This window comes from Streptomyces dysideae, from assembly GCF_001514305.1.
GTDB classification, from domain to species: Bacteria; Actinomycetota; Actinomycetes; order Streptomycetales; family Streptomycetaceae; genus Streptomyces; species Streptomyces dysideae.
Genome location: NZ_KQ949137.1, coordinates 1 through 20,658, shown reverse-complemented (window position 1 = coordinate 20,658; position 20,658 = coordinate 1). Strand labels below are relative to the sequence as shown.

General features: G+C 69.9%; 18 protein-coding genes and 1 pseudogene. 7 read left to right on the top strand and 12 right to left on the bottom strand.

Annotation, left to right across the window (positions count from 1 at the left end):
• Positions 1–42: 42 nt before the first annotated feature.
• The 5 genes from AQJ91_RS46480 to AQJ91_RS46460 all read right to left on the bottom strand — a co-directional run bounded on the left by AQJ91_RS46480 (position 43) and on the right by AQJ91_RS46460 (position 5,902).
• Positions 43–1,305, bottom strand: a complete 1,263-nt coding sequence (locus tag AQJ91_RS46480) for an MFS transporter (RefSeq protein ID WP_407697057.1) — start codon at positions 1,303–1,305, stop codon at positions 43–45.
• The gene (locus tag AQJ91_RS46475) at positions 1,302–1,853 is read right to left on the bottom strand and encodes a TetR/AcrR family transcriptional regulator (protein WP_067035840.1); all 552 of its coding nucleotides are present in this window, start codon (positions 1,851–1,853) and stop codon (positions 1,302–1,304) included. Before AQJ91_RS46475 ends, AQJ91_RS46480 begins: the two co-directional genes overlap by 4 nt.
• Before the next feature lie 97 nt (positions 1,854–1,950).
• Positions 1,951–2,922, bottom strand: coding sequence for an aldo/keto reductase (locus AQJ91_RS46470; RefSeq protein WP_067035837.1), 972 nt, complete (start codon positions 2,920–2,922; stop codon positions 1,951–1,953).
• 251 nt (positions 2,923–3,173) lie between these two features.
• Entirely contained in the window at positions 3,174–4,607 is a 1,434-nt protein-coding gene (gene argH, locus AQJ91_RS46465; RefSeq protein WP_067035834.1) for an argininosuccinate lyase, read from the bottom strand.
• Positions 4,608–4,708: 101 nt separating this feature from the next.
• Positions 4,709–5,902, bottom strand: coding sequence for an argininosuccinate synthase (locus AQJ91_RS46460; RefSeq protein WP_199848208.1), 1,194 nt, complete (start codon positions 5,900–5,902; stop codon positions 4,709–4,711).
• Positions 5,903–6,072: 170 nt separating this feature from the next.
• Between AQJ91_RS46460 and AQJ91_RS46455 the strand changes: the two genes are divergently transcribed.
• The 5 genes from AQJ91_RS46455 to AQJ91_RS46435 all read left to right on the top strand — a co-directional run bounded on the left by AQJ91_RS46455 (position 6,073) and on the right by AQJ91_RS46435 (position 11,046).
• A complete protein-coding gene (locus AQJ91_RS46455; protein ID WP_067035828.1) occupies positions 6,073–6,933 on the top strand; it encodes a hypothetical protein in 861 nt (286 codons plus the stop codon).
• A 125-nt stretch (positions 6,934–7,058) separates the two neighbouring features.
• Positions 7,059–7,646 carry a pyridoxamine 5'-phosphate oxidase family protein gene (locus tag AQJ91_RS46450; RefSeq protein WP_067035825.1) on the top strand — a complete coding sequence of 196 codons (588 nt, stop codon included), beginning with the start codon at positions 7,059–7,061 and terminating at the stop codon, positions 7,644–7,646.
• A 99-nt stretch (positions 7,647–7,745) separates the two neighbouring features.
• On the top strand, positions 7,746–9,128 hold the full coding sequence (locus AQJ91_RS46445; RefSeq protein WP_067035822.1) for a ferredoxin reductase family protein: 1,383 nt from the start codon (positions 7,746–7,748) through the stop codon (positions 9,126–9,128).
• 36 nt (positions 9,129–9,164) lie between these two features.
• Entirely contained in the window at positions 9,165–10,253 is a 1,089-nt protein-coding gene (locus AQJ91_RS46440; protein ID WP_067035819.1) for an FMN-binding protein, read from the top strand.
• Positions 10,246–11,046, top strand: a complete 801-nt coding sequence (locus AQJ91_RS46435) for an FAD:protein FMN transferase (protein WP_234383448.1) — start codon at positions 10,246–10,248, stop codon at positions 11,044–11,046. The genes AQJ91_RS46440 and AQJ91_RS46435 overlap by 8 nt, the downstream gene beginning before the upstream one ends.
• A gap of 107 nt (positions 11,047–11,153) precedes the next feature.
• On the opposite strand, the gene AQJ91_RS46430 is transcribed toward AQJ91_RS46435, so the two are convergent.
• The 5 genes from AQJ91_RS46430 to argC form a co-directional block, all read right to left on the bottom strand.
• Entirely contained in the window at positions 11,154–11,693 is a 540-nt protein-coding gene (locus tag AQJ91_RS46430) for an arginine repressor (protein ID WP_067035816.1), read from the bottom strand.
• A gap of 19 nt (positions 11,694–11,712) precedes the next feature.
• Positions 11,713–12,897, bottom strand: a complete 1,185-nt coding sequence (locus AQJ91_RS46425) for an acetylornithine transaminase (RefSeq protein WP_067035813.1) — start codon at positions 12,895–12,897, stop codon at positions 11,713–11,715.
• Positions 12,894–13,835: an acetylglutamate kinase gene (gene argB / locus AQJ91_RS46420; RefSeq protein WP_067035810.1), complete on the bottom strand. Its 942-nt coding sequence runs from the start codon at positions 13,833–13,835 to the stop codon at positions 12,894–12,896. The genes AQJ91_RS46425 and argB overlap by 4 nt, the downstream gene beginning before the upstream one ends.
• Before the next feature lie 161 nt (positions 13,836–13,996).
• Positions 13,997–15,148 carry a bifunctional glutamate N-acetyltransferase/amino-acid acetyltransferase ArgJ gene (argJ, locus tag AQJ91_RS46415; protein ID WP_067035807.1) on the bottom strand — a complete coding sequence of 384 codons (1,152 nt, stop codon included), beginning with the start codon at positions 15,146–15,148 and terminating at the stop codon, positions 13,997–13,999.
• Positions 15,145–16,185 carry an N-acetyl-gamma-glutamyl-phosphate reductase gene (gene argC / locus AQJ91_RS46410; protein ID WP_067035804.1) on the bottom strand — a complete coding sequence of 347 codons (1,041 nt, stop codon included), beginning with the start codon at positions 16,183–16,185 and terminating at the stop codon, positions 15,145–15,147. Before argC ends, argJ begins: the two co-directional genes overlap by 4 nt.
• A 148-nt stretch (positions 16,186–16,333) precedes the next feature.
• Between argC and AQJ91_RS46405 the strand changes: the two genes are divergently transcribed.
• Together AQJ91_RS46405 and AQJ91_RS54215 are read left to right on the top strand one after the other, a co-directional pair.
• On the top strand, positions 16,334–16,855 hold the full coding sequence (locus AQJ91_RS46405) for a P-loop nucleotide/nucleoside kinase family protein (RefSeq protein WP_067035801.1): 522 nt from the start codon (positions 16,334–16,336) through the stop codon (positions 16,853–16,855).
• A 369-nt stretch (positions 16,856–17,224) separates the two neighbouring features.
• On the top strand, positions 17,225–17,398 hold the full coding sequence (locus AQJ91_RS54215; protein WP_159054822.1) for a hypothetical protein: 174 nt from the start codon (positions 17,225–17,227) through the stop codon (positions 17,396–17,398).
• Positions 17,399–17,733: 335 nt separating this feature from the next.
• Here AQJ91_RS54215 and AQJ91_RS51465 read toward each other — a convergent pair.
• Positions 17,734–18,074: pseudogene (locus AQJ91_RS51465) on the bottom strand (3-hydroxyacyl-CoA dehydrogenase family protein); the annotation flags it as partial.
• Positions 18,075–18,156: 82 nt separating this feature from the next.
• On the bottom strand, positions 18,157–20,112 hold the full coding sequence (locus AQJ91_RS46400; RefSeq protein ID WP_067035798.1) for an alpha-L-fucosidase: 1,956 nt from the start codon (positions 20,110–20,112) through the stop codon (positions 18,157–18,159).
• Between the last annotated feature and the right edge of the window lie 546 nt (positions 20,113–20,658).

Genomic DNA, 20,658 nt, shown 5'->3' with positions numbered 1-20,658 from the left:
GTTTCAGGGCCTGTTCGGGGGTGAGTTCGCGGAGGGTGGGGGTCATGCCGCGGCCTCCTCGGCGGCCTGGCGGGGACTGATCCGGGTCTGCTCCGCGGCCGCGAGGACCTCGTCGACGATCTCGCCAGGGCCGATGCCGTCGGCGAGCGCGTCGAAGGAGAGGACGAGGCGGTGGGCGATCACCTCGTGCGCCAGGTCACCCAGCAGGGGGTAACCGGTCGACTGGTCGATGACCGTCAGCGCGGCCAGGGCGAGGCCGATCGCCGCGAGGCCGCCGGAGACCACGGCCCGTACCGAGTAGCGGCGGGCAGCGCGGCCGGCGGCCAGACCTGCCGCCACCGCACCTACGGCGGCGGGCAGTTCGGCGAGCCCGGCCTCGAGCGGGCCTCTGCCCTGTACGAGTTGCAGGTACTGGGAGAGGAAGAAGACCAGGCCCGACAGGCCGAGGATGGTCAACAGGTCCGCGAGCACCGCACCGCTGAAACCGCGGTTGCGGAACAGCCGCATGTCCAGCAGCGGGGTCGGCAGGGTGAGCTGGCGGCGTACGAAGGCGTGGAGCGCGGCGGCGCCGAGCAGGCCCACGGTGGCCGCGTCCCACGTGAGGCCGTGCGTGGCGGCCTCCTTGACGGCGTACACGATGCCGACCATGCCGACGAGCGACAGTACGACGCTGAGCAGGTCCCACGGGCCGGGACGCGGGTTCCGCGATTCGGGCAGGAGCTTGATGCCGACGAGGACGAGGACCGCCATCACGGGCAGGTTGATCAGGAAGACCGAGCCCCACCAGAAGTGTTCGAGCAGGAACCCGCCGACGATCGGGCCGACGGCCGTACCGGCGGAGGCGGTGGCACCCCAGATGCCGACGGCGAGGCTGCGTTCGCGCGGGTCGTGGAAGAGGTTGCGGATCAGGGCGAGCGTGGCGGGCATGAGCGTCGCGCCCGCGACGCCGAGCAGGGCCCGGGCCAGGATCATCAGCTCCGGTGTCGTCGCGTAGGCGTTCAGGACGGATATCGCGCCGAACGCCGTCGCGCCGATGAGCAGGATCCGCTTGCGGCCGATGCGGTCGCCGAGGCTGCCCATGGAGACGAGCAGGCCGGCGATGACGAAGGAGTAGACGTCGCCGATCCAGAGGAGCTGGGTGCCGGAGGGCTTCAGGTCCTCGCTCATGTAGGGGGTCGCGAGACCGAGGACGGTCGCGTCGACGGCCACCAGCAGCACGGCGAGCACGAGGACGGAGAGCGCGAGCCAGCGGCCCGGGCGCTTCACCGCCTCGGTCGTGGACGCCGGCTGCAGGGTGCTGGTCATGATTCCTCTCTCCGTAGTGCGCCGCCGAGCAGCAGCTCGACGATCATGTGGGTGAAGTCGTTGCGAGCGACCCTGCCCTCGGACACCGCCCAGGCTCCGGAGGCCAGCAGGCCGAAGAGCGCCTCGGTGAGCCAGGGCGGGGTGAGGTCGATGCGGAACTCGCCGGTCCGTTGGCCGCGCCGGAACAGGCCGGCGATGCGCTCGTCGATCCGGGTCCAGCCCGCGTTCTGTTCCTCGCCCTCGAACAGCTGGTTCTCGGTGTAGAGGAAGGCGAGCAGTGCGGCGGCGGGCTCGAGCTCGCGGACGAGCCGGCGTACGGCGTCGCGCGCCGGCCCCTCGTCGAGGCGGGCGGCGTCGAGGGCGGCCTCGCACTCCGCGATGCCGAGCGCCTCCAGCGCCCGCACGAGCGCGTCGCGGCCGGCGAACTGCCGGTGCAGTGTGGCCCGGCTGATTCCGGCGGCCTTGGCGACCTCGTCCATGGTCGCGGTGGATTTGCGGGTCAGCAGGGCGGCGGCGCTGCGGAGTACTTGGTCACGGTCGACGGCCATGAGACAACTCTAGACCACGTGAGACACGCATGTCTCATTCAGGGCATGGAGGTCTCACGGCCGGCGACTTACCGGGGCCAGTGCGTCTCAGTGCGTCTCAGTGCCAGGGCAGCTGACCGCGCTGCTCCCAGTACGCGCCCGGCTCCTCCACGAGCGCGGCGAGCCGTTCCAGCTGGTCCTCGTCCAGGTCGACGACCGGGGCGTGCAGGTTGGAGGCGAGCTGGGTGACGGTCGCGGCGCCGGACAGGACGACGCCCGCCCAGGGCTGGCGCAGCACCAGCGCGAGGGCGACCGCGTCGCAGCCGAGGCCGGTCTCCGCCGCCACGGCCTTCAGGGCATCCGGCGCGTGCGGGTCGGCGAGGCGCCCGTTGGCCATGGCCTCCTTGACGATCACCGTGAGGCCGGCCTCGTGGGCCTCGGCGAGGGCGGGGGCGGCCGAGGTGTCCAGGGCGTTGTACGTCGACTGGACGGTACGGAAGAGGGGCTCGCCGTCCACGGTCACCGCGAGGGCGGCGCGGATCGCGTCGGCCTGTGCGGGGCCGCTGGTGGAGAAGCCGATGGTCAGGCCACCGGCGGCGGCTTCGGCGAGCCTGGTGTGGAGGTCCTTGTCGGTGAGGGCCGGGCTGTCCGGGGTCACCGAGTGGATCTGGTAGAGGTCGAGACGGTCGCCGAGCAGGGCGTCGGTCTCGGCGCGCTGGCGTTCGTACGCCTGGAGGCTGTGGTCCTTGACCTCGTGCTGCTCGGCGTCCGTGGCCCAGGCGGCGGTGTAGGTGTAGCCCCATTTGCTGCCTACGACGATGTCGTCGACGTCGGGGCGGGCGTTCAGCCAGTCGGCGAGGAACTCCTCGGAGCGGCCGTAGGAGCGGGCGGCGTCGAAGTAGCGGACGCCCTGGGCGTAGGCGGCGTCGAGGAGTTCGTGGGTGCGGTCGCTGAGGGCGGTGACGGTGCGGTCGGGCGGGAGGTCGGTGTCGCGGCCGAGGTTGATGTAGCCGGGGCGGCCGACGGCGGCGAGACCCAGGCCGATGTGGCAGGTGGGGGTCGTAGCTGAGGCCAGTCGGGCGAAGGGCATCGTGGGCTCCGTTCGGTCGGCTCCTTACGGCTCATGACCAACGTAACCCGCGATGCGATCGCTTCACGTGCGGGCGCTTGGGAGCGCCGTGGGTTTCTCGCCCCCGCCGCCCCTACCCGTCCCATCCCCAGGGACTCCGCCCCTTCGACCCCGCTGGGGGCTGCGCCCCCAGACCCCGTTCCGGCCCTTGAAGGGCCTTGTCCTCAAACGCCGGACGGGCTGAGAAAACACCCTGGGAGCGGCCGGGATCCCTACCGATTCCCCTTCGCCGTAGCCCACTCATGCTGAGCCGCTACGTCCACCTTCACCTCGGTCAGCTGCACGGCGACCGCACTCGGCGCCGTACCCCCGCGGCCGTTGCGGGACGCGAGGGCACCGGGGACGTTGAGGACCGAGCGGACCTCGGGGGTCAGGTGGGCGGAGATCTTCACGAACTGCTCGTCCGTGAGGTCGTCCAGTTCCTTGCCCTCGGCCTCGGCGACCTTGACGCACTCGCCGGCGACCTCGTGCGCGACGCGGAAGGGCACGCCCTGCTTGACCAGCCACTCGGCGATGTCGGTGGCGAGGGAAAAGCCGGCGGGGGCCAGTTCCTCCATGCGCTCGCGGTTGACGGTGAGGGTCACCATCATGCCGGTGAAGGCGGGGAGGAGGACCTCCAACTGGTCGCAGGAGTCGAAGACCGGCTCCTTGTCCTCCTGGAGGTCGCGGTTGTAGGCCAGGGGCAGGGCCTTGAGCGTGGCCATCAGGCCCGTCAGGTTGCCGATCAGTCGGCCGCTCTTGCCGCGCGCGAGCTCCGCGATGTCCGGGTTCTTCTTCTGCGGCATGATCGACGAGCCCGTCGAGAACGCGTCGTGCAGGGTCACGAAGGAGAACTCCTTCGTGTTCCAGATGATGATCTCCTCGGCGATACGGGACAGGTTGACCCCGATCATCGCCGTGATGAAGGCGAACTCCGCCACGAAGTCGCGGGACGCCGTGCCGTCGATCGAGTTGGCCGAGCTGCCGTGTTCAAAGCCGAGGTCCTTCGCCACCGCCTCCGGGTCCAGGCCGAGGGAGGAGCCGGCGAGGGCGCCCGCGCCGTACGGCGACACCGCCGTCCGCTCGTCCCACTGGCGCAGCCGCTCGGCGTCCCGGGACAGGGACTGGACGTGGGCCAGGACGTGGTGCGCGAAGAGCACCGGCTGGGCGTGCTGGAGGTGGGTGCGGCCGGGCATCGCCACGTCCGGGTGGGCCTCCGCCAGGCCGATCAGCGCGTCCTGGAGGTCGGCGATCAGGCCGCCGATGATCCGGGCGTGGTCCCGCAGGTACATGCGGAACAGGGTCGCGACCTGGTCGTTGCGGGAGCGGCCCGCGCGCAGCTTGCCGCCGAGGTCGGGACCGAGGCGCTCCAGCAGGCCGCGCTCCAGAGCGGTGTGGCAGTCCTCGTCGGCGATGGTGCCCACAAAGGTGCCGTCGGCGACATCCGCAGCGAGCTGGTCGAGGCCGGCGATCATCCGGGCCAGCTCGTCCTCCGTGAGCAGCCCCGCCTTGTGCAGCACGCGCGCGTGGGCACGCGAGCCGGCGATGTCGTACGGCGCCAGCCGCCAGTCGAAGTGGACGGACGCGGACAGCTTGGCCAGGGCCTCGGCGGGACCGTCGGCGAAACGGGCGCCCCAGAGCCGTACGTCACCGCTGTTGCTGCTCACTTGCTGTGCTCCTCAGGAGGGTCTGGATGTGGCACCGCCTCCCCGTGGCGTGAAACGGGGAGGCGGTCGTCAGGCTAGTGCGTCTCAGGCGCCCCGGCGCCTCAGCTCAGGTCACGCTTGGCGGCGATCTTCGACGACAGGCTGTAGATGTCGATGAAACCCTTGGCCGCGGCCTGGTCGAACGTGTCGCCCGTGTCGTACGTCGCCAGGTTGAAGTCGTACAGCGACGACTCGGAGCGCCGGCCGGTGACGACCGCGCGGCCGCCGTGCAGGGTCATCCGGATGTCGCCGTTGACGTGCTGGTTGGCCTCGTCGATGAAGCCGTCCAGGGCGCGCTTGAGCGGGGAGAACCACTGGCCGTCGTAGACCAGTTCGCCCCAGCGCTGCTCGACCTGCCGCTTGTAGCGGGCGAGTTCGCGCTCGACGGTGACGTTCTCCAGCTCCTGGTGGGCCGTGATCAGTGCGATCGCGCCCGGGGCCTCGTACACCTCGCGGGACTTGATGCCGACGAGGCGGTCCTCGACCATGTCGATCCGGCCGATGCCCTGGGCACCGGCGCGCTCGTTGAGCTGCTGGACGGCCTGCAGGACGGTGACGGGCTTGCCGTCGATCGCGACCGGGACGCCCTGCCTGAAGGTGATGATCACCTCGTCGGCGTCGCGTGGAACGGCCGGGTTCTGCGTGTACTCGTAGACGTCCTCGATCGGGGCGTTCCAGATGTCCTCCAGGAAGCCGGTCTCGACGGCGCGCCCGAAGACGTTCTGGTCGATGGAGTACGGCGACTTCTTGGTGGTGGCGATCGGCAGGCCCTTCGCCTCGCAGAAGGCGATCGCCTTGTCCCGGGTCATCGCGTAGTCGCGGACCGGGGCGATGCACTTCAGGTCGGGGGCGAGGGCGACGATGCCGGCCTCGAAGCGGACCTGGTCGTTGCCCTTGCCGGTGCAGCCGTGGGCGACGGTCGTGGCGCCGTGCTTCTGGGCGGCGGCGACGAGGTGCTTGACGATCGTCGGCCGGGAGAGCGCGGAGACCAGCGGATAGCGGTCCATGTAGAGGGCGTTGGCCTTGATCGCCGGGAGGCAGTACTCGTCGGCGAACTCGTCCTTGGCGTCGGCCACCTCGGCCTCCACGGCGCCGCACGCGAGGGCGCGCTTGCGGATGACGTCCAGGTCCTCGCCGCCCTGGCCGACGTCGACCGCGACGGCGATGACCTCGGCGCCCGTCTCCTCGGCGATCCAGCCGATGGCGACGGAGGTGTCCAGACCGCCCGAATAGGCGAGTACGACGCGCTCGGTCACGGGTTTCTCCTCACACTGCATTCCCTGTCCTGCATGAGTATGCAGCGCTCTGCATGATTCGTCAATCTGTGAAGGAGTTGAACGGACGAAACCGCTTTCCCGTACCTCTCGCCGAACGCAGGCGCCGCGTTTGTAAAACGACGACATCCCGACCCGAGTGAGGCATCCGCATGTCCAGGGCTCTTCCGAAGTACAACAAGCGTCGCGTCGCGTTCATCGGCGGCGCAGCGGCGGTGGCACTGTCCGGCGCGGTGATCGCCACCACCGCCCTCGCCGGGGAGACGCCCAGCAGCAACAGCACCAACGCCCGGACGCTGGCGAGCCCCGGCACGATCAGCTGCCCCGACGTGAAGTCGAAGCTGCCCGCGATCCCGGCCTCCGCCAAGGCCGAGGTCGACCGCAACCTGGCCCTCCTCAACACCCAGATCCAGGAAGCCAACAAGCGCCTCGTCGACACCGTCGGCCAGGGCGGCCCCAACTTCGTCCAGAACGCCATCGTCGGCCCCCTCAAGGACAAGCGCGTCGCCACCATCAACCGCATCGCCACCGCCATCGGCCGCACCGCCGCCAAGCCCCAGGGCCTGGACGCGCTCGCGCCGTGCACCCTCAACGCGAGCGGGACCAACGCGGGCGCCGGCCAGACCGCGCCCAGCCCGACCGCCAAGCCGCAGGCCGGCGGAAACACAGGCAACACAGGCAACACAGGCAACAACGGGAACGCCGGGAACGCCGGCGCGGTCGGCACGATCAGCTGCCCCGACGTGAAGTCGAAGCTGCCCGCGATCCCGGCCTCCGCCAAGGCCGAGGTCGACCGCAACCTGGCCCTCCTCAACACCCAGATCCAGGAAGCCAACAAGCGCCTCGTCGACACCGTCGGCCAGGGCGGCCCCAACTTCGTCCAGAACGCCATCGTCGGCCCCCTCAAGGACAAGCGCGTCGCCACCATCAACCGCATCGCCACCGCCATCGGCCGCACCGCCGCCAAGCCCCAGGGCCTGGATTCCCTGGCCGCCTGCACGCTCACCAAGTGACGTGACAGGCGCCGTGGCCGCCCCGTGTGAACGCCGGCCGGGGCGGCCATGGTCGTGTCCAGGCAGTGGAGCGGATCAGGCAATTCCTTAGACAGGCGAAAGAAGCGCCCCCATAATCGTTGGACATGGGAAAGACCTATGAGCGCATAGACGGCAGGCTGCGTACCTTCATCGAGGCGCAGCCTCTTTTCTTCACCGCGACCGCGCCCCTCTCCGGCGACGGCACGGTCAACCTCTCCCCCAAGGGCCTCAAGGGCTCCTTCGCGGTGATCGACGAACTCACCGTGGCCTACCTGGACTTCGCGGGGTCCAACGCGGAGACCATCGCGCATCTGCGGGAGAACGGCCGCATCACCCTCATGTGGTGCGCCTTCCAGGGCCCGCCCAACATCGTCCGGGTGCACGGCCGCGGCGAGCCGGTCTTCCGTGACGACCCACGCTTCAAGGAGCTCCTCCCCCACTTCCCGGACATCGATCCGAGCCCGCACGGCCTGCGCGCGATCATCGTGGTGCGGGCCGAACTCGTCCGCGACACCTGCGGCTACGCGGTGCCCTTCATGACGTACGACGAGGACCGCGACCTGCACGGCAAGCGCTTCGCGCGCGAGGACGACGCCTCACTCAGCGACTACTTCACCAAGAAGGACCACGTCGCCACGAGCCTGGACGGACTGCCCGGTCTGCCGCTGCCGCTACCGCCGTCCACGGTCTGAGCGTTACGAGTTCGTACGGCTGAACACACCGGCCTCCCCACGCGTATCTCTGGGCCAAGGGACCACGCCAACCCCCTTGCTCCCGTCCCCGGAGGAACCGTGACCACCACGCTCGCAGGCGGCCGTGCCGCCCGCCGCCAGACGATGCGCCGCATCCGCCCGCGCCGCTCCCCGGCGACCGTCCTGCTGCTCGCCGTCTGGGCCGGCGCGGCCGGTGTGCTGTGGTTGTGGTGGGCCAACACCCCGTCGATCGCCGACGACACCAGCAAGATCCTCAACGCCGGTCGTATCACCGGCCTGTTGGCCGGCTATCTGATGGCGCTCGTCGTGCTCCAGATGGCCCGGGTGCCCGCCCTGGAACGCCGGGTCGGCTCCGACCGGGTCGCCCGCTGGCACGCGATGAGCGGCCGCTACACGCTCTGCCTGGTCATCGCCCACGTCTTCCTCACCATGTGGGGCTACGCCCTCCAGGCGGGCAAGGGACTCGGCGCGATCGTCCAGCAGACGATGGACTCCATCAACCAGCTGCCGGACATGGGCAAGGCCGCCATCGGCACCGGTCTGCTGTTCCTCATCGGGCTGATCTCGATCGGCGGTGTCCGCCGCAGGATTCCGTACGACACCTGGTACCACGTGCACCTGCTGACGTACGCGTCCGTGTTCCTGACGTTCTGGCACCAGATCACCACCGGCAACGAGTTCGCCGTCGAACCAGCCGCCAAGACCGCCTGGTACGCGCTCTACGGCACCGTCACCGCGCTGCTGCTCTGGTACCGCGTCCTCACCCCGATCCGGCTGAACATGCGGCACCGTATGCACGTCGAGGCGGTCATCGAGGAGACGCCGGGCATCGTGTCGGTGCTCATCGGCGGGCGGAAGCTGCACCGGATGGGCGCGGAGGCCGGGCAGTTCTTCCGGTGGCGGTTCCTGGCGCCGGGCTTGCGGTTCAGCTCCCACCCGTACTCGCTGTCGGCGGCGCCCCGTCCCGACATGCTCCGCATCACGGTGAAGGCGATCGGCGACCACAGTTCGATGCTGCGCGGCCTGAAGCCGGGCACCCGGGTGTGGGCCGAGGGCCCGTACGGCGCCCTGACCGCCCAGCGCCGCAGCCGCGGCAAGGTGCTGCTGGTCGCGGGCGGCGTCGGCATCACGCCGATGCGGGCACTGTTCGAGACGCTGCCGGGCGCGGCCGGTGACATCACCCTGCTCTACCGGGCCAACAGCACCCAGGACCTGGCGCTGTGGGACGAGCTGGCCGCCATCGCCGAGGAGCGCGGCGCCCGGCTGATGTACGCGGTCAACAGCCCGGACGGGGAACGCCCCGACATCTCGGCGGACCGGCTGCGGCAGAAGCTGCCGGACATCGACAAGCACGACGTGTTCATGTGCGGGCCGGCCGGCTTCGCGCAGAACGTGTACGAAGCACTGCGCGGCGCGGGTGTGCCCGCCCGCCGCATCCATCACGAGTCGTTCGAGATGTGAGCGACGGGACATCAGACTTCAGGAGCTGTAGTAGCGATGAGGAAGAGTCATCCCATCCGGCGTGTAGTGCTGGCCGGCGCCGCCACCGTGTCCGGCGTCGTGCTGCTGCTGTCGCTGAAGCCGGCGTCCGACCCGGGCTCCGCACAGGCGGCGGGCGGCGCGGCCCCGGAGCAGTCGGCCGCGGCCCAGGAGTCGCCGCAGGGCGGCAGCTCGCAGGCGCAGGCCGGCACGGTCATGGGCGATGCGACGCAGACCCAGTACGGCACCGTCCAGGTACGCCTCACGATGGCCAACGGCAAGATCACCAACGCCGAGGCGGTGCAGGCCCCCAAGGGCGGCCGCAGCGACCAGATCACCGCGAACGCCGTACCCAAGCTCAACCAGGCCGTGATGGCCGCGCAGAGCGCGGAGATCGACGCGGTCTCCGGAGCGACGTACACCAGCGCCGGCTACAAGAAGTCGCTGCAGTCGGCCCTGGACAAGGCCGAGGCGGCGGGCGGCGGGGCTGCGCAGGGTTCGGGCAGTGCGCAGGCCAAGACCGTGACCGGCAGTGTGGCCCAGACGCAGTACGGGCCCGTGCAGGTCCGGATCACCGTCGCCGGCGGCAAGATCACCAAGGCCGAGGCGGTCCAGACGCCGACCGGCGGCCGCAGCGACCAGATCACCTCGAACTCCGTGCCCAAGCTCAACCAGGCGGCGGTAGCGGCCGGAAGCGCGGACATCGACGCGGTCTCCGGAGCGACGTACACCAGCGCCGGCTACAAGGAGTCCCTGCAGTCGGCGCTCGACAAGGCCGGGGCGGCGGGATCCTCCCAGGACTCCGGAGCCGGGCAGGGTTCGGGCAGTGCGCAGGCCAAGACCGTGACCGGCAGCGTCGCGCAGACCCAGTACGGTCCCGTCCAGGTCCGGATCACCGTCGCCGGCGGCAAGATCACCAAGGCCGAGGCGGTCCAGACGCCGACCGGCGGCCGCAGCGACCAGATCACCTCGAACTCCGTGCCCAGGCTCAACCAGGCGGCGGTGACGGCCGGAAGCGCGGACATCGACGCGATCTCCGGGGCGACGTACACGAGCGCCGGGTACAAGGAGTCGCTGCAGTCGGCCCTGGACCAGGCCGGTGGCTGACACGGTGGCCGAGTCGGCAGAAGCTCCCGCCGCGGTACGTCATGCGGAGGAGGTCATGGGGACGGTCTTCTCCTTCGACGTCCGCGGCGGGGATCCCCGTACGGTCAAGGCGGCACTGGACGAGGCGGTGGCCGGGCTGCACCGGGTCGACGCCGTGTTCAGCACGTACCGCGAGGACAGCCAGATCTCCCGGCTGGTACGCGGTGACCTGACCGTCGGGGACTGCGATCCCGAGGTCGCCGAGGTGCTCGAACTGGGCGCCGAGGCGGAGCGGGTGAGCGAGGGCTGGTTCAGCACGTCGTACGAGGGCCGGCTCGACCCGACCGGAATCGTCAAGGGCTGGGCCATCGAACGCGCGGCCAGGCGCCTGGCGGAGGCCGGCGCGACCGGCGTCAGCGTCAACGGCGGCGGCGACGTCCAGCTGCTCGGCGTCCCCGGCCCGCAGCGCCCCTGGCGGGTGGGCGTCTCCGACCCCCTGCGCCCGGGCGGCCTGGCGGCCGTGATCTCCGCGGCCGGCCTGACCGAACTGGCCGTGGCGACATCCGGCACGGCGGAACGCGGCGCCCACATAGTCGACCCGAGCACCGGCCGCTCCGCCGTGACCGACCTGGTGGCGGTAACGGTGGTGGCCCCCCACGTGACCTGGGCCGACTGCTGGGCGACGGCGGCGTTCGCGATGGGCTCGAGACAGGGCTTGCGGTGGTTGGAGAGCCTGCCGGGGGTCGAGGCACTACTCATCACGGCGGGGGATGAGGTGCGCTGTACAGGAGGCCTAGCTGCCCGACTCGGGTGACTGCATGCCCCAGAGGGGCGCGGGGCTGACTCGATTTGCGGCTCCGCCGCGTGGGCGCGATCAACCACACACGACCCGCACCCGGCACACACCAGTCACCGCCCCCTTCAGTGCCCGTTCTGAGCCAACCGCAACAAATGCTCAGCCAGCGCCTGTCCCCCCACAGGATCCCGACTGATCAGCAACAACGTGTCGTCCCCGGCAATCGTCCCCAAAATGTCATGCAGCTCAGCCTGATCAATGGCCGAGGCCAAGAACTGCGCAGCCCCCGGAGGGGTCCGCAGGACCACAAGATTCGCAGAGGCCTCCGCGGAGATCAGCAGCTCCTGCGAAAGCCTCCGCATCCGCTCTTCCTTCGCCGACTCCCCCAACGGCGCCCGAGGGGTCCGGAAACCCCCCTCGCTGGGCACCGCGTAGATCAGGTCGCCGTCGGTGTTACGGATCTTCACCGCGTTCAGCTCGTCCAGATCCCGGGACAGCGTCGCCTGAGTGACGTTCAGCCCGTCATCGGCGAGCAGCTTCGCCAGCTGGCTCTGCGAGCGCACCGGTTGCCGGTTGAGGATGTCCACGATCCGGCGGTGCCGCGCGGTGCGGGTCTGCGGTACGGCGGGCCCCGCGTTCTGGTCGTGATCCTGCGCCTGGCTCATCGTCGTCTCATTTCCCGCATCATCCGTCCCCGTCGGCCACGTCAAGGATGCCGGGCAGCGCCCGGAGCAGGGCGTCCACCTCGTCGTCGCCGAGGTTCAGCGGTGGCATCAGCCGTACGACATCGGGGGCGGGCGCGTTCACCAGGAAGCCGGCGTCCTGAGCCGCCTGCTGCACCTTGGGTGCGAGCGGCTCGGTGAGCACGATACCCAGGAGGAGGCCCGCGCCCCGGACATGGGCGATCAACGGGTGCCCGAGCGACTCGATTCCGTTGCGCAGCGACTCGCTCTGCCGTTTGACGTTCTCGAGCAGGCCCTCGTTCGCGATGGTGTCCAGGACGGCGAGTCCAGCGGCGCAGGCGATCGGGTTGCCGCCGAACGTCGTGCCGTGCTGGCCGGGCTGCAGCAGCTCCGAGGCCCGTCCGAAGGCGACGGTGGCGCCGAGGGGCAGGCCGCCGCCGAGGCCCTTCGCGAGGGTGACGACGTCGGGCAGGACGCCCTCGTGGGCCTGGTACTCGAACCAGTGTCCGGTGCGGCCGATTCCGGTCTGCACCTCGTCCAGGACCAGCAGCGAGCCGGTCGCCGCGGTGATCGCGCGGGCCGCCTTGAGGTAGCCGGGCGGCGGCACGACGACGCCCTTCTCGCCCTGGACCGGTTCGATGATGACCAGGGCCGTGTCCTCGGCGACCGCGGCGGCCAGCGCCTGCGCGTCGCCGTACGGGACGTGGGTGACCTCGCCGGGCAGCGGGTGGAAGCCGTCCTGCTTGCCGGCCTGGCCGGTCAGCGCGAGGGCGCCCATGGTGCGGCCGTGGAAGCCGCCCTCGGTGGCGACCATGTGGGTCCGCCCGGTCAGCCGGCCGATCTTGAACGCGCCCTCGTTGGCCTCGGCGCCCGAGTTGCAGAAGAACACCTTGCCGTCGCGGCCGAAGTGCGTCAGGAGCCGTTCGGCGAGCGCGACCGGCGGCTCGGCGATGAACAGGTTGGAGACATGGCCGAGGGAGGCGATCTGCGTGCTGACCGCGTCGACGATGGCGGGGTGGGCGTGGCCGAGCGCGTTGACCGCGATACCGCCGACGAAGTCGAGGTACTGCTTGCCGTCGGCGTCCCACAGCCTGGTGCCCGCACCGCGGACGAGGGGCAGCCGCGGGGTGCCGTAGTTGTTCATGAGCGCGCCCTGCCATCGGGCGGTCAGTTCCTGGTTGCTCACGAGTCCCCCTCGGTCTCGTCGGGCACGACCATCGTGCCGATGCCCTCGTCGGTGAAGATCTCCAGCAGGATCGAGTGCTGGACCCGGCCGTCGATGACGCGGGCGGTGTTCACGCCGTTGCGTACGGCGTGCAGACAGCCCTCCATCTTCGGCACCATGCCGGACGACAACTCCGGCAGCAGCTTCTCCAGTTGGGAAGCGGTGAGGCGGCTGATCACCTCGTCGCTGTTGGGCCAGTCCTCGTAGAGGCCCTCGACGTCCGTGAGGACCATGAGGGTTTCGGCGCCCAGAGCAGCAGCGAGTGCCGCAGCCGCCGTATCAGCATTGACGTTGTAGACATGCCCCACATCACCGTCGTCCTGGCTGCGGGCGATCGACGAGACGACCGGGATGCGGCCGTCGGCGAGCAGTGCCTCGATCGCGCCCGTGTCGATCGCGGTGATCTCGCCCACCCGCCCGATGTCGACCAACTCGCCGTCGATCTCGGGCTGGTGCTTGGTGGCGGTGATGGTGTGCGCGTCCTCGCCGGTCAGTCCGACGGCGAGCGGCCCGTGCTGGTTGAGGAGCCCGACCAGCTCGCGCTGCACGTGTCCGGCGAGCACCATGCGTACGACGTCCATGGCGTCCTCGGTGGTGACGCGCAGGCCCGCCTTGAACTCGCTGACGATGCCGTGCCTGTCGAGGGCGGCGCTGATCTGCGGGCCGCCGCCGTGCACGACGACGGGCTTGATGCCTGCCTGGTGCAGGAACACGATGTCCTGTGCGAAGGCGGCCTTCAGCTCGTCGTCGATCATGGCGTTGCCGCCGAACTTGACGACGACGGTCTTGCCGTTGTGCCGGACCAGCCAGGGCAGCGCCTCGATGAGGATCTGGGCCTTGGGCAGGGCGGTGTGCTTGCGAGTTGAGGACTTTCGCTCTTCTGAGTGATTGACCGTCATAGCCGACTTTCGGAAAGATCTCGGATCAGCCGCCGGGCGGGCGGTATTGGCCTGCGGAGGCGGCGTAGGACTCATCCCGGACTCGTCCGGGGCGAGCTGCCGCCGATGAAACAGGAACCCTCGTCGGCGACGACGAGGACCCGCACAACCAAGCGGGCACATCAAGAGGAGTACGCGCTGTTCTCGTGGACGTAGTCGGCCGTCAGGTCATTGGTCCAGATCACCGCAGACTCATTGCCTGCCGCGAGGTCCGCCGTGATGCGGACCTCGCGGTAGCGCATGTCGACCTTGTCGCGGTCCTCGCCGACGCCGCCGTTCTTGCAGACCCAGACGCCGTTGATGGCGACGTTGAGCTGGTCGGGCTCGAAGGCGGCGGCGGTCGTGCCGATCGCGGAGAGGACACGGCCCCAGTTGGGGTCCTCGCCGTGGATGGCGCACTTGAGGAGGTTGTTGCGGGCGATGGAGCGGCCCACCTCGACGGCGTCGTCCTCGGTCGCGGCGTTGACGACCTCGACCTCGATGTCCTTGCTGGCGCCCTCGGCGTCGCGGATCAGCTGCTGGCCGAGGTCGTCGCAGACGGTGTGTACGGCGGCGGCGAACTCCTCGTACTCCGGGGTGACTTCGGAGGCGCCGGAGGCAAGCAGCAGCACGGTGTCGTTGGTGGACATGCAGCCGTCGGAGTCGACGCGGTCGAAGGTGACCTTGGTGGCGGCGCGCAGCGCCTTGTCCAGGACGTCGGCTTCGAGGTCGGCGTCGGTGGTGAGGACGACCAGCATGGTGGCGAGGCCGGGGGCGAGCATGCCCGCGCCCTTGGCCATGCCGCCGACGGTCCAGCCGTCCTTGGTCACGACGGACGTCTTGTGGACGGAGTCGGTGGTCTTGATGGCGATGGCGGCCTTCTCACCGCCGTGCTCGGAGAGCTGGGCGGCGGCCGTCTCGACTCCCGGTAGCAGCTTGCCCATCGGGAGGAGCAGGCCGATCAGTCCGGTGGAGGCGACGGCGACCTCGGCGGCGTTGTGCCCGAGCACGTCGGCGACCTTCTCGGCGGTCGCGTGGGTGTCCTGGAAGCCCTTGGGGCCCGTACAGGCGTTGGCGCCACCCGAGTTGAGGATGACGGCGGAGACCTGACCGCCCTTGAGGACCTGCTCGGACCACAGCACCGGCGCGGCCTTCACACGGTTGGAGGTGAAGACGCCCGCGGCGGCCAGACGGGGCCCGGTGTTGACCACGAGGGCCAGGTCCGGGTTGCCGTTCTCCTTGATCCCGGCGGCGATGCCCGACGCCTGGAATCCCTTTGCTGCCGTGACACTCACGGTGCGACTCCGATCGTGGAAAGTCCGGTGGACTCGTCGAGCCCCAGGGCGATGTTCATGCTCTGGACGGCACCGCCCGCGGTGCCCTTGGTCAGGTTGTCGATGGCGCTGATCGCGATGATGCGGCCCGCGGCCTCGTCGTACGCGACCTGCACCTGAACGGCGTTGGAACCGTAGACGGACGCCGTGGCGGGCCACTGTCCCTCGGGCAGGAGGTGGACGAAGGGCTCGTCGGCGAAGGCCTTCTCGTAGGCGGCGCGGACCGACTCGGCGGTGACGCCGGACTTGGCCTTCGCGCTGCAGGTGGCGAGGATGCCGCGGGACATCGGCGCGAGGGTCGGTGTGAAGGAGACGGAGACGGGCTCGCCGGCCGCGGCGCTGAGGTTCTGGATCATCTCGGGGGTGTGCCGGTGGACGCCGCCGACGCCGTACGGCGACATGGAGCCCATGACCTCGGAGCCGAGCAGATGCGGCTTGGGCGCCTTGCCCGCGCCGGAGGTGCCGGAGGACGCGACGATCACGGCCTCGCTCTCGGCGAGCCCGGCGGCGTACGCGGGGAAGAAGGCCAGCGAGACGGCGGTCGGGTAGCAACCCGGCACCGCGATGCGCTTGGCCCCCTCCAGCGCGGCGCGGGCACCGGGCAGCTCGGGAAGGCCGTACGGCCAGGTGCCGGCGTGCGCGGAGCCGTAGAATCTCTCCCAGTCGGCGGCGTCCTTCAGCCGGAAGTCGGCGCCCATGTCGACGACGAGCACGTCCGGGCCGAGCTGCTCGGCGACGGCGGCGGACTGGCCGTGCGGCAGCGCGAGGAAGACCACATCATGCCGCCGGCCCTGCCCGGCGAGCACGTCCGCGGTGGTCGGCTCCAGCACGCGGTCGGCGAGCGGCAGCAGGTGCGGCTGCAGCGCGCCGAGCTTCTGACCTGCGTTGGAGTTGCCGGTCAGGGCACCGATCTCGATCTCCGGGTGCGCCAGGAGCAGACGCAGCAGTTCCCCGCCCGCGTATCCACTCGCTCCGGCCACTGCCGCACGTACCGCCATGGAATCCTCCTCCTAGACGGCATGACTATACGTTTCGCTGCACGTTTATGCAATCTGGGTGAGTGGGTATGCATTGATCTTCTGCCGTACCCGTTCTGTGACGTGATCAGCACCGGCCCGCGGCCCGCACACCGCTAGCGTCGGGCCCATGATCGTATGGCTCAACGGCACCCACGGCGCGGGCAAGACGACGACCAGTGCACTCGTGCAGCCACTGATCCCGGATTCTCGGGTGTTCGACGCCGAGAAGGTCGGCGAGACGCTCATGGACATCACGCCCGGACTGCCGGAGACGGACAACTTCCAGCACTGGCCGCCGTGGCGGCCGCTCGTCGTCGAGACCGCCCGCCGCGTACTCGACTACACCGGCGGCACCCTGGTGATGCCCATGACCGTCCTGGTCGAGCAGTACTGGCGCGAGATCAGCACGGGCCTCGCCCAACATTCCATCCCGGTAAGGCACTTCGTCCTCCACGCCGACCAGGACACCCTCCGCGGGCGCATCGAGGGAGACACTCTTCTTGGCCCCTCCCCATTCCGTCTCAAATACCTCGAGCCCTACGCCGAGGCGGCCCGCACGTGGCTGCACGACGAGGCCGAGGTCATCGACACCACGCACCTCACGCCCGCCCAGGCCGCCCTGCAGATCGCGGAGGCCGTCAAGGGCTGAGGCTTGATCCGTCCGCCACGCGATACCCGGCATGCAGGAAGGTGGGCGGCGTGCCCGGCAGCCGGCCGCGTCCGTCGAATGATCGACGAAGGTGTCAACGGATTCGAGCTTTCGGCGTCAAGTAGAGCGACTGGTTCAACCGAGCGGCCCACGTCAGCCGACCAGCTTTCGTCGTCGATGCCGGCGGGAGCCTTGTCGGCGGGGATCCGAGGATGCGGGCGGCTTCCCGGTCGGCGCACAGTGCGGCCTGACGGACGAGCTGGATGGCGCCCGTGCACCGGACGAGCCGGTCGTCGAACGGGATGCCGGCGGGGCGGATGCGGGTGGCTGCGCCTCCAGGCGCCGTCGCGGACGGCCGCGCCGCGGTTCATGGCGTACGTCGGGCAGACCCTGGAGGCGTACGAGGAACTGAAGGACGGGTCACCGGACTGGTATCCGCTGAGCACCTGGCCCGAGGCCGACGGGTTTCTGCCCTTCGCCGACTCCATCGACGGCGACTGGGTCGGCTGCCCCAGGGCGAGGATCCCGACGCCTGGCCGCTGATCTTCTGGCCCCGGCACGCGGACCAGGGTCCCGCGCCGGAGGGCGGGCTGGTCGACACGCCCCTCGCCTGGCAGCGGGACAGGCTCGTCAGCCCGGCCTGTGCGGGCTGGACGAGGACGACGACCCCGTCGACTTCGCCGGCTTCGAGCCCTGGGGCCACCACGGCGACAGCTGACTCACGGCCGTGCACATCAACGCCGACCGTCACCGAGCGCGGGCTGCTGCCGCTTGGACAGCAGCCCGCCGACTCTCCGGCTACCTCTTGGGCGACGGCGTTGTCGGCCGCCGGCCTCGAATCTCGCCCGGCACTCGGCGCGGGGCGGGGCAGGTCGCCGTCAGGCGGCGTAGTCGTAGAACCCCCGGCGCCCTTGCGGCCGAGGCAGCCCGCGGCGACCATGCGGCGCAGCAGCGCGGGCAGGGCGTAGAGGGGCTCCTTGAACTCCTCGTACATCGACTCCGCGACGGCTTGGGCGGTCTCGAGGCCGATCAGGTCGAGCAGGCGCAGGGGGCCCATCGGGTGGGCACAGCCGAGTTCCATACGGCGGTCGATGTCCTCGGCGCGGGCCGACCCGGACTCGACCATGCGTACCGCGGCAAGCAGGTAGGGCACGAGGAGCGCGTTGCCCACGAATCCGGAGCGGCCGGCCGCCTCGACGGTCTCCTTCCCGAGGCGTTCGCACGGGGTGGCGGGAGCGTGCGTATCCGGACCGCTCCGCCGTCATTCGACACGGCCCATACGATCATCGGACGTCGGGATCTCAGACGGCGATGATCTGCCACTGCTGCCGCGTCAGTGACGCGTACGGCTGCTGCTCGACGTTGCCTCCGTCGGCGGTGCTGCCCTCGTCGACGGCGAGGCAGAGCCCGCTGTAGCGGTTGATGAGGAAGTAGTAGCCGTCACCGGTGGGCGTGACGGCCCAGTGCTGCTGGGGGGCGCTGGCGTCCGACCAGATGCCGACGTTGCCGCCGTCGGCGCGGGAGAGACCCCCGACCTCCATGAGCTTGCCGCTGCCCACACCCTTGATCTTGTAGTAGCCGTCGCCGGTGTCGGTGAAGGTCCACTTCTGGTTCGCCTTGTTGAGCCATGGCCACTGAAGGACGTTGGTGTTGTTCGCGGTGCCCCCGCGCTCCACGTCGGCGACCTTGCCGCTGTGCCGGGCGACCAGCCGGTAGACGGTGCCGTCGCCGGGCAGCGTGGTGAACACCAGTGCCGGCTTGGCCATCCGGCCGCCGATCCTCACGCCGCCCATGTTGGCGTAGCCGCCAGTGGCCGCGTTGGCCCGGATCCGTACGAAGCCCACGTGCCGGACGGGCCATTCGGCCACCTTGGTGGCGCGGTCGCCGGCCCAGGTGCCGGTGGCGACCTGGGTGAAGTTCGTGCCGTCGGTGCTGGTGGAGATGGTGTACGAGGTGATGTCGCCGTCGGTGGAGTTGCTGCGGTTCCACTGCTTGGGCAGGTACTCCAGGGTGGAGACATTGCTCCACACCCCGCCCAGATCGATCGTGATCGAATGAGGCAGGGCCAAGGGCAGCCCCCACGTCGACCAGCAGGTCTCGTAGCCCTTGTCGCTCAGCCCGTCGATGGCGTTGAGCGGTCCCTCGCCGTCGCGGAATCCGGTCGCGTAGGCGCTGACGGGCGTCACGGGGTGCTCGGCGCGCAGCATCTGCGTCGGCAGTGGTGGCCTGGAGGTGTTGGGGCTCCAGGCCGCCCCGACTTCGGCGAGTCGGTTGACGATGTTGGTGTCCAGCCTGCCGTTGCGGTTGGGCGGGCAGTTGAGGATGAACGAGGTGTACTTCGGTTCCAGGTCCGCCAGGTGGGACAGGATCGCGTCCTTGCTCATCAGGCCCTCGGTCGGCGTGGACGGATGCCAGAACCACCCGTTGCTGATCGTCTGTCCCTGCGTGGCGGCGTAGGTGTTCCCGGCCGGCGCCGAGACGCCCAGCGGCTCCTCGAAGTAGATCGCATCGCCGAGGAACGGCACCGACAGCGCACCGTGGTCGATCATGACGATGTCCGGCTGGAGCGACTTCACGTGCTCGCGGATCCGCTGGTAGGAGACGGCCTGCTGGCCCATCTGCCACGCGTAGCCGTCGGTGACGAACATGTCGATGGTGCCGTAGTTGGTGAGCAGTTCGGTGATCTGACCGAGGATGAAGGTCATGTCGCCGGGCTGGATGGCATCGGTGATCTCGAGGCCCGACACCTTGTGCCGGCTCTCCCACGCCTCGACGCCGAAGGTGCGGTCCCATATCGAGTAGTAGAACCCGACCCTCAGCCCCTTCGCCCGGAAGGCGTCGCAATACGCCTTCACCACGTCCTGCTTGTAGGAGCTGTTCGCGACGTTCTGGGTGCCGTAGGCGCTCGGCCACAGGGCGAAGCCGTCATGATGCTTGGTCGTCAGGATGCCGTAGCTCATCTTCGCCGCCGCGGCGGCGGCCGCCCACTGGGCACAGTCCACGGCCGTGGGGGCGAACAGAGCGGGGTTCTGGTTGGGCGCGGCCCACTCCTCGTTGGTGAACGTGCCCAGGCTGAAGTGGTTGAACATGCCGAACCGCATGTTCACCAGGTTGCTGAGATTGGTCTGGGGGTCCGCGGCGGCCGCCTCCGCCAGCAGAGGCGACAACGCGGGGATCACAGGCAGTGCGGTCGCGGCCGCAGCGGCGCCCGCGGCGCCCAGCAGGGTACGACGGGACAGTCTTCTACCTGACGACATGGGTGTACTCCAGTTTCGGGTGGCTCTGATGTGTCGGTCTGATGTGTCGGTCTGATGTGTCGGGGAGGGGCGGCAGCGATGATGTGACTGCTCGGCGTCAACGAGTACGCGGATGAAAGTACTCAGACCAGGGAGCAGAACACACGGTTACGAAGGCGTCGCCCGCGCCGTCGCCTCCGGCAGCAACACTTCGGTGACCGCCAGGGGGCGTACCCCCGTGGTCGCCAGGACCACCAAAGTGCTGCTGCTGACCAAGCTCGGCCGGTACGCGACGTCCAGTGCCCCGGCAGGCAGCGTTTGCCCGTCAAGGAGCGGCGTCCGGTGCGTGCTCTCGGCGTGCCGGCCGGAAGTCCTCGTACTGGATGTACTTGGGCTTTCGGCCGGTGCGGCGAGTGGGGGCACCTCCCACGCCCTTGAGGCAGTGGGGGAGCGTGCCGGACGCCGCGACGGGGCGAGCGTTGCCTGTTGGGGCACTAGCGACTGGACGTACCCAGTCCCCGCGAGCGCGCCCGCCGCAGCCGCTTGTCATGGCAGTGCGAGAGTCAC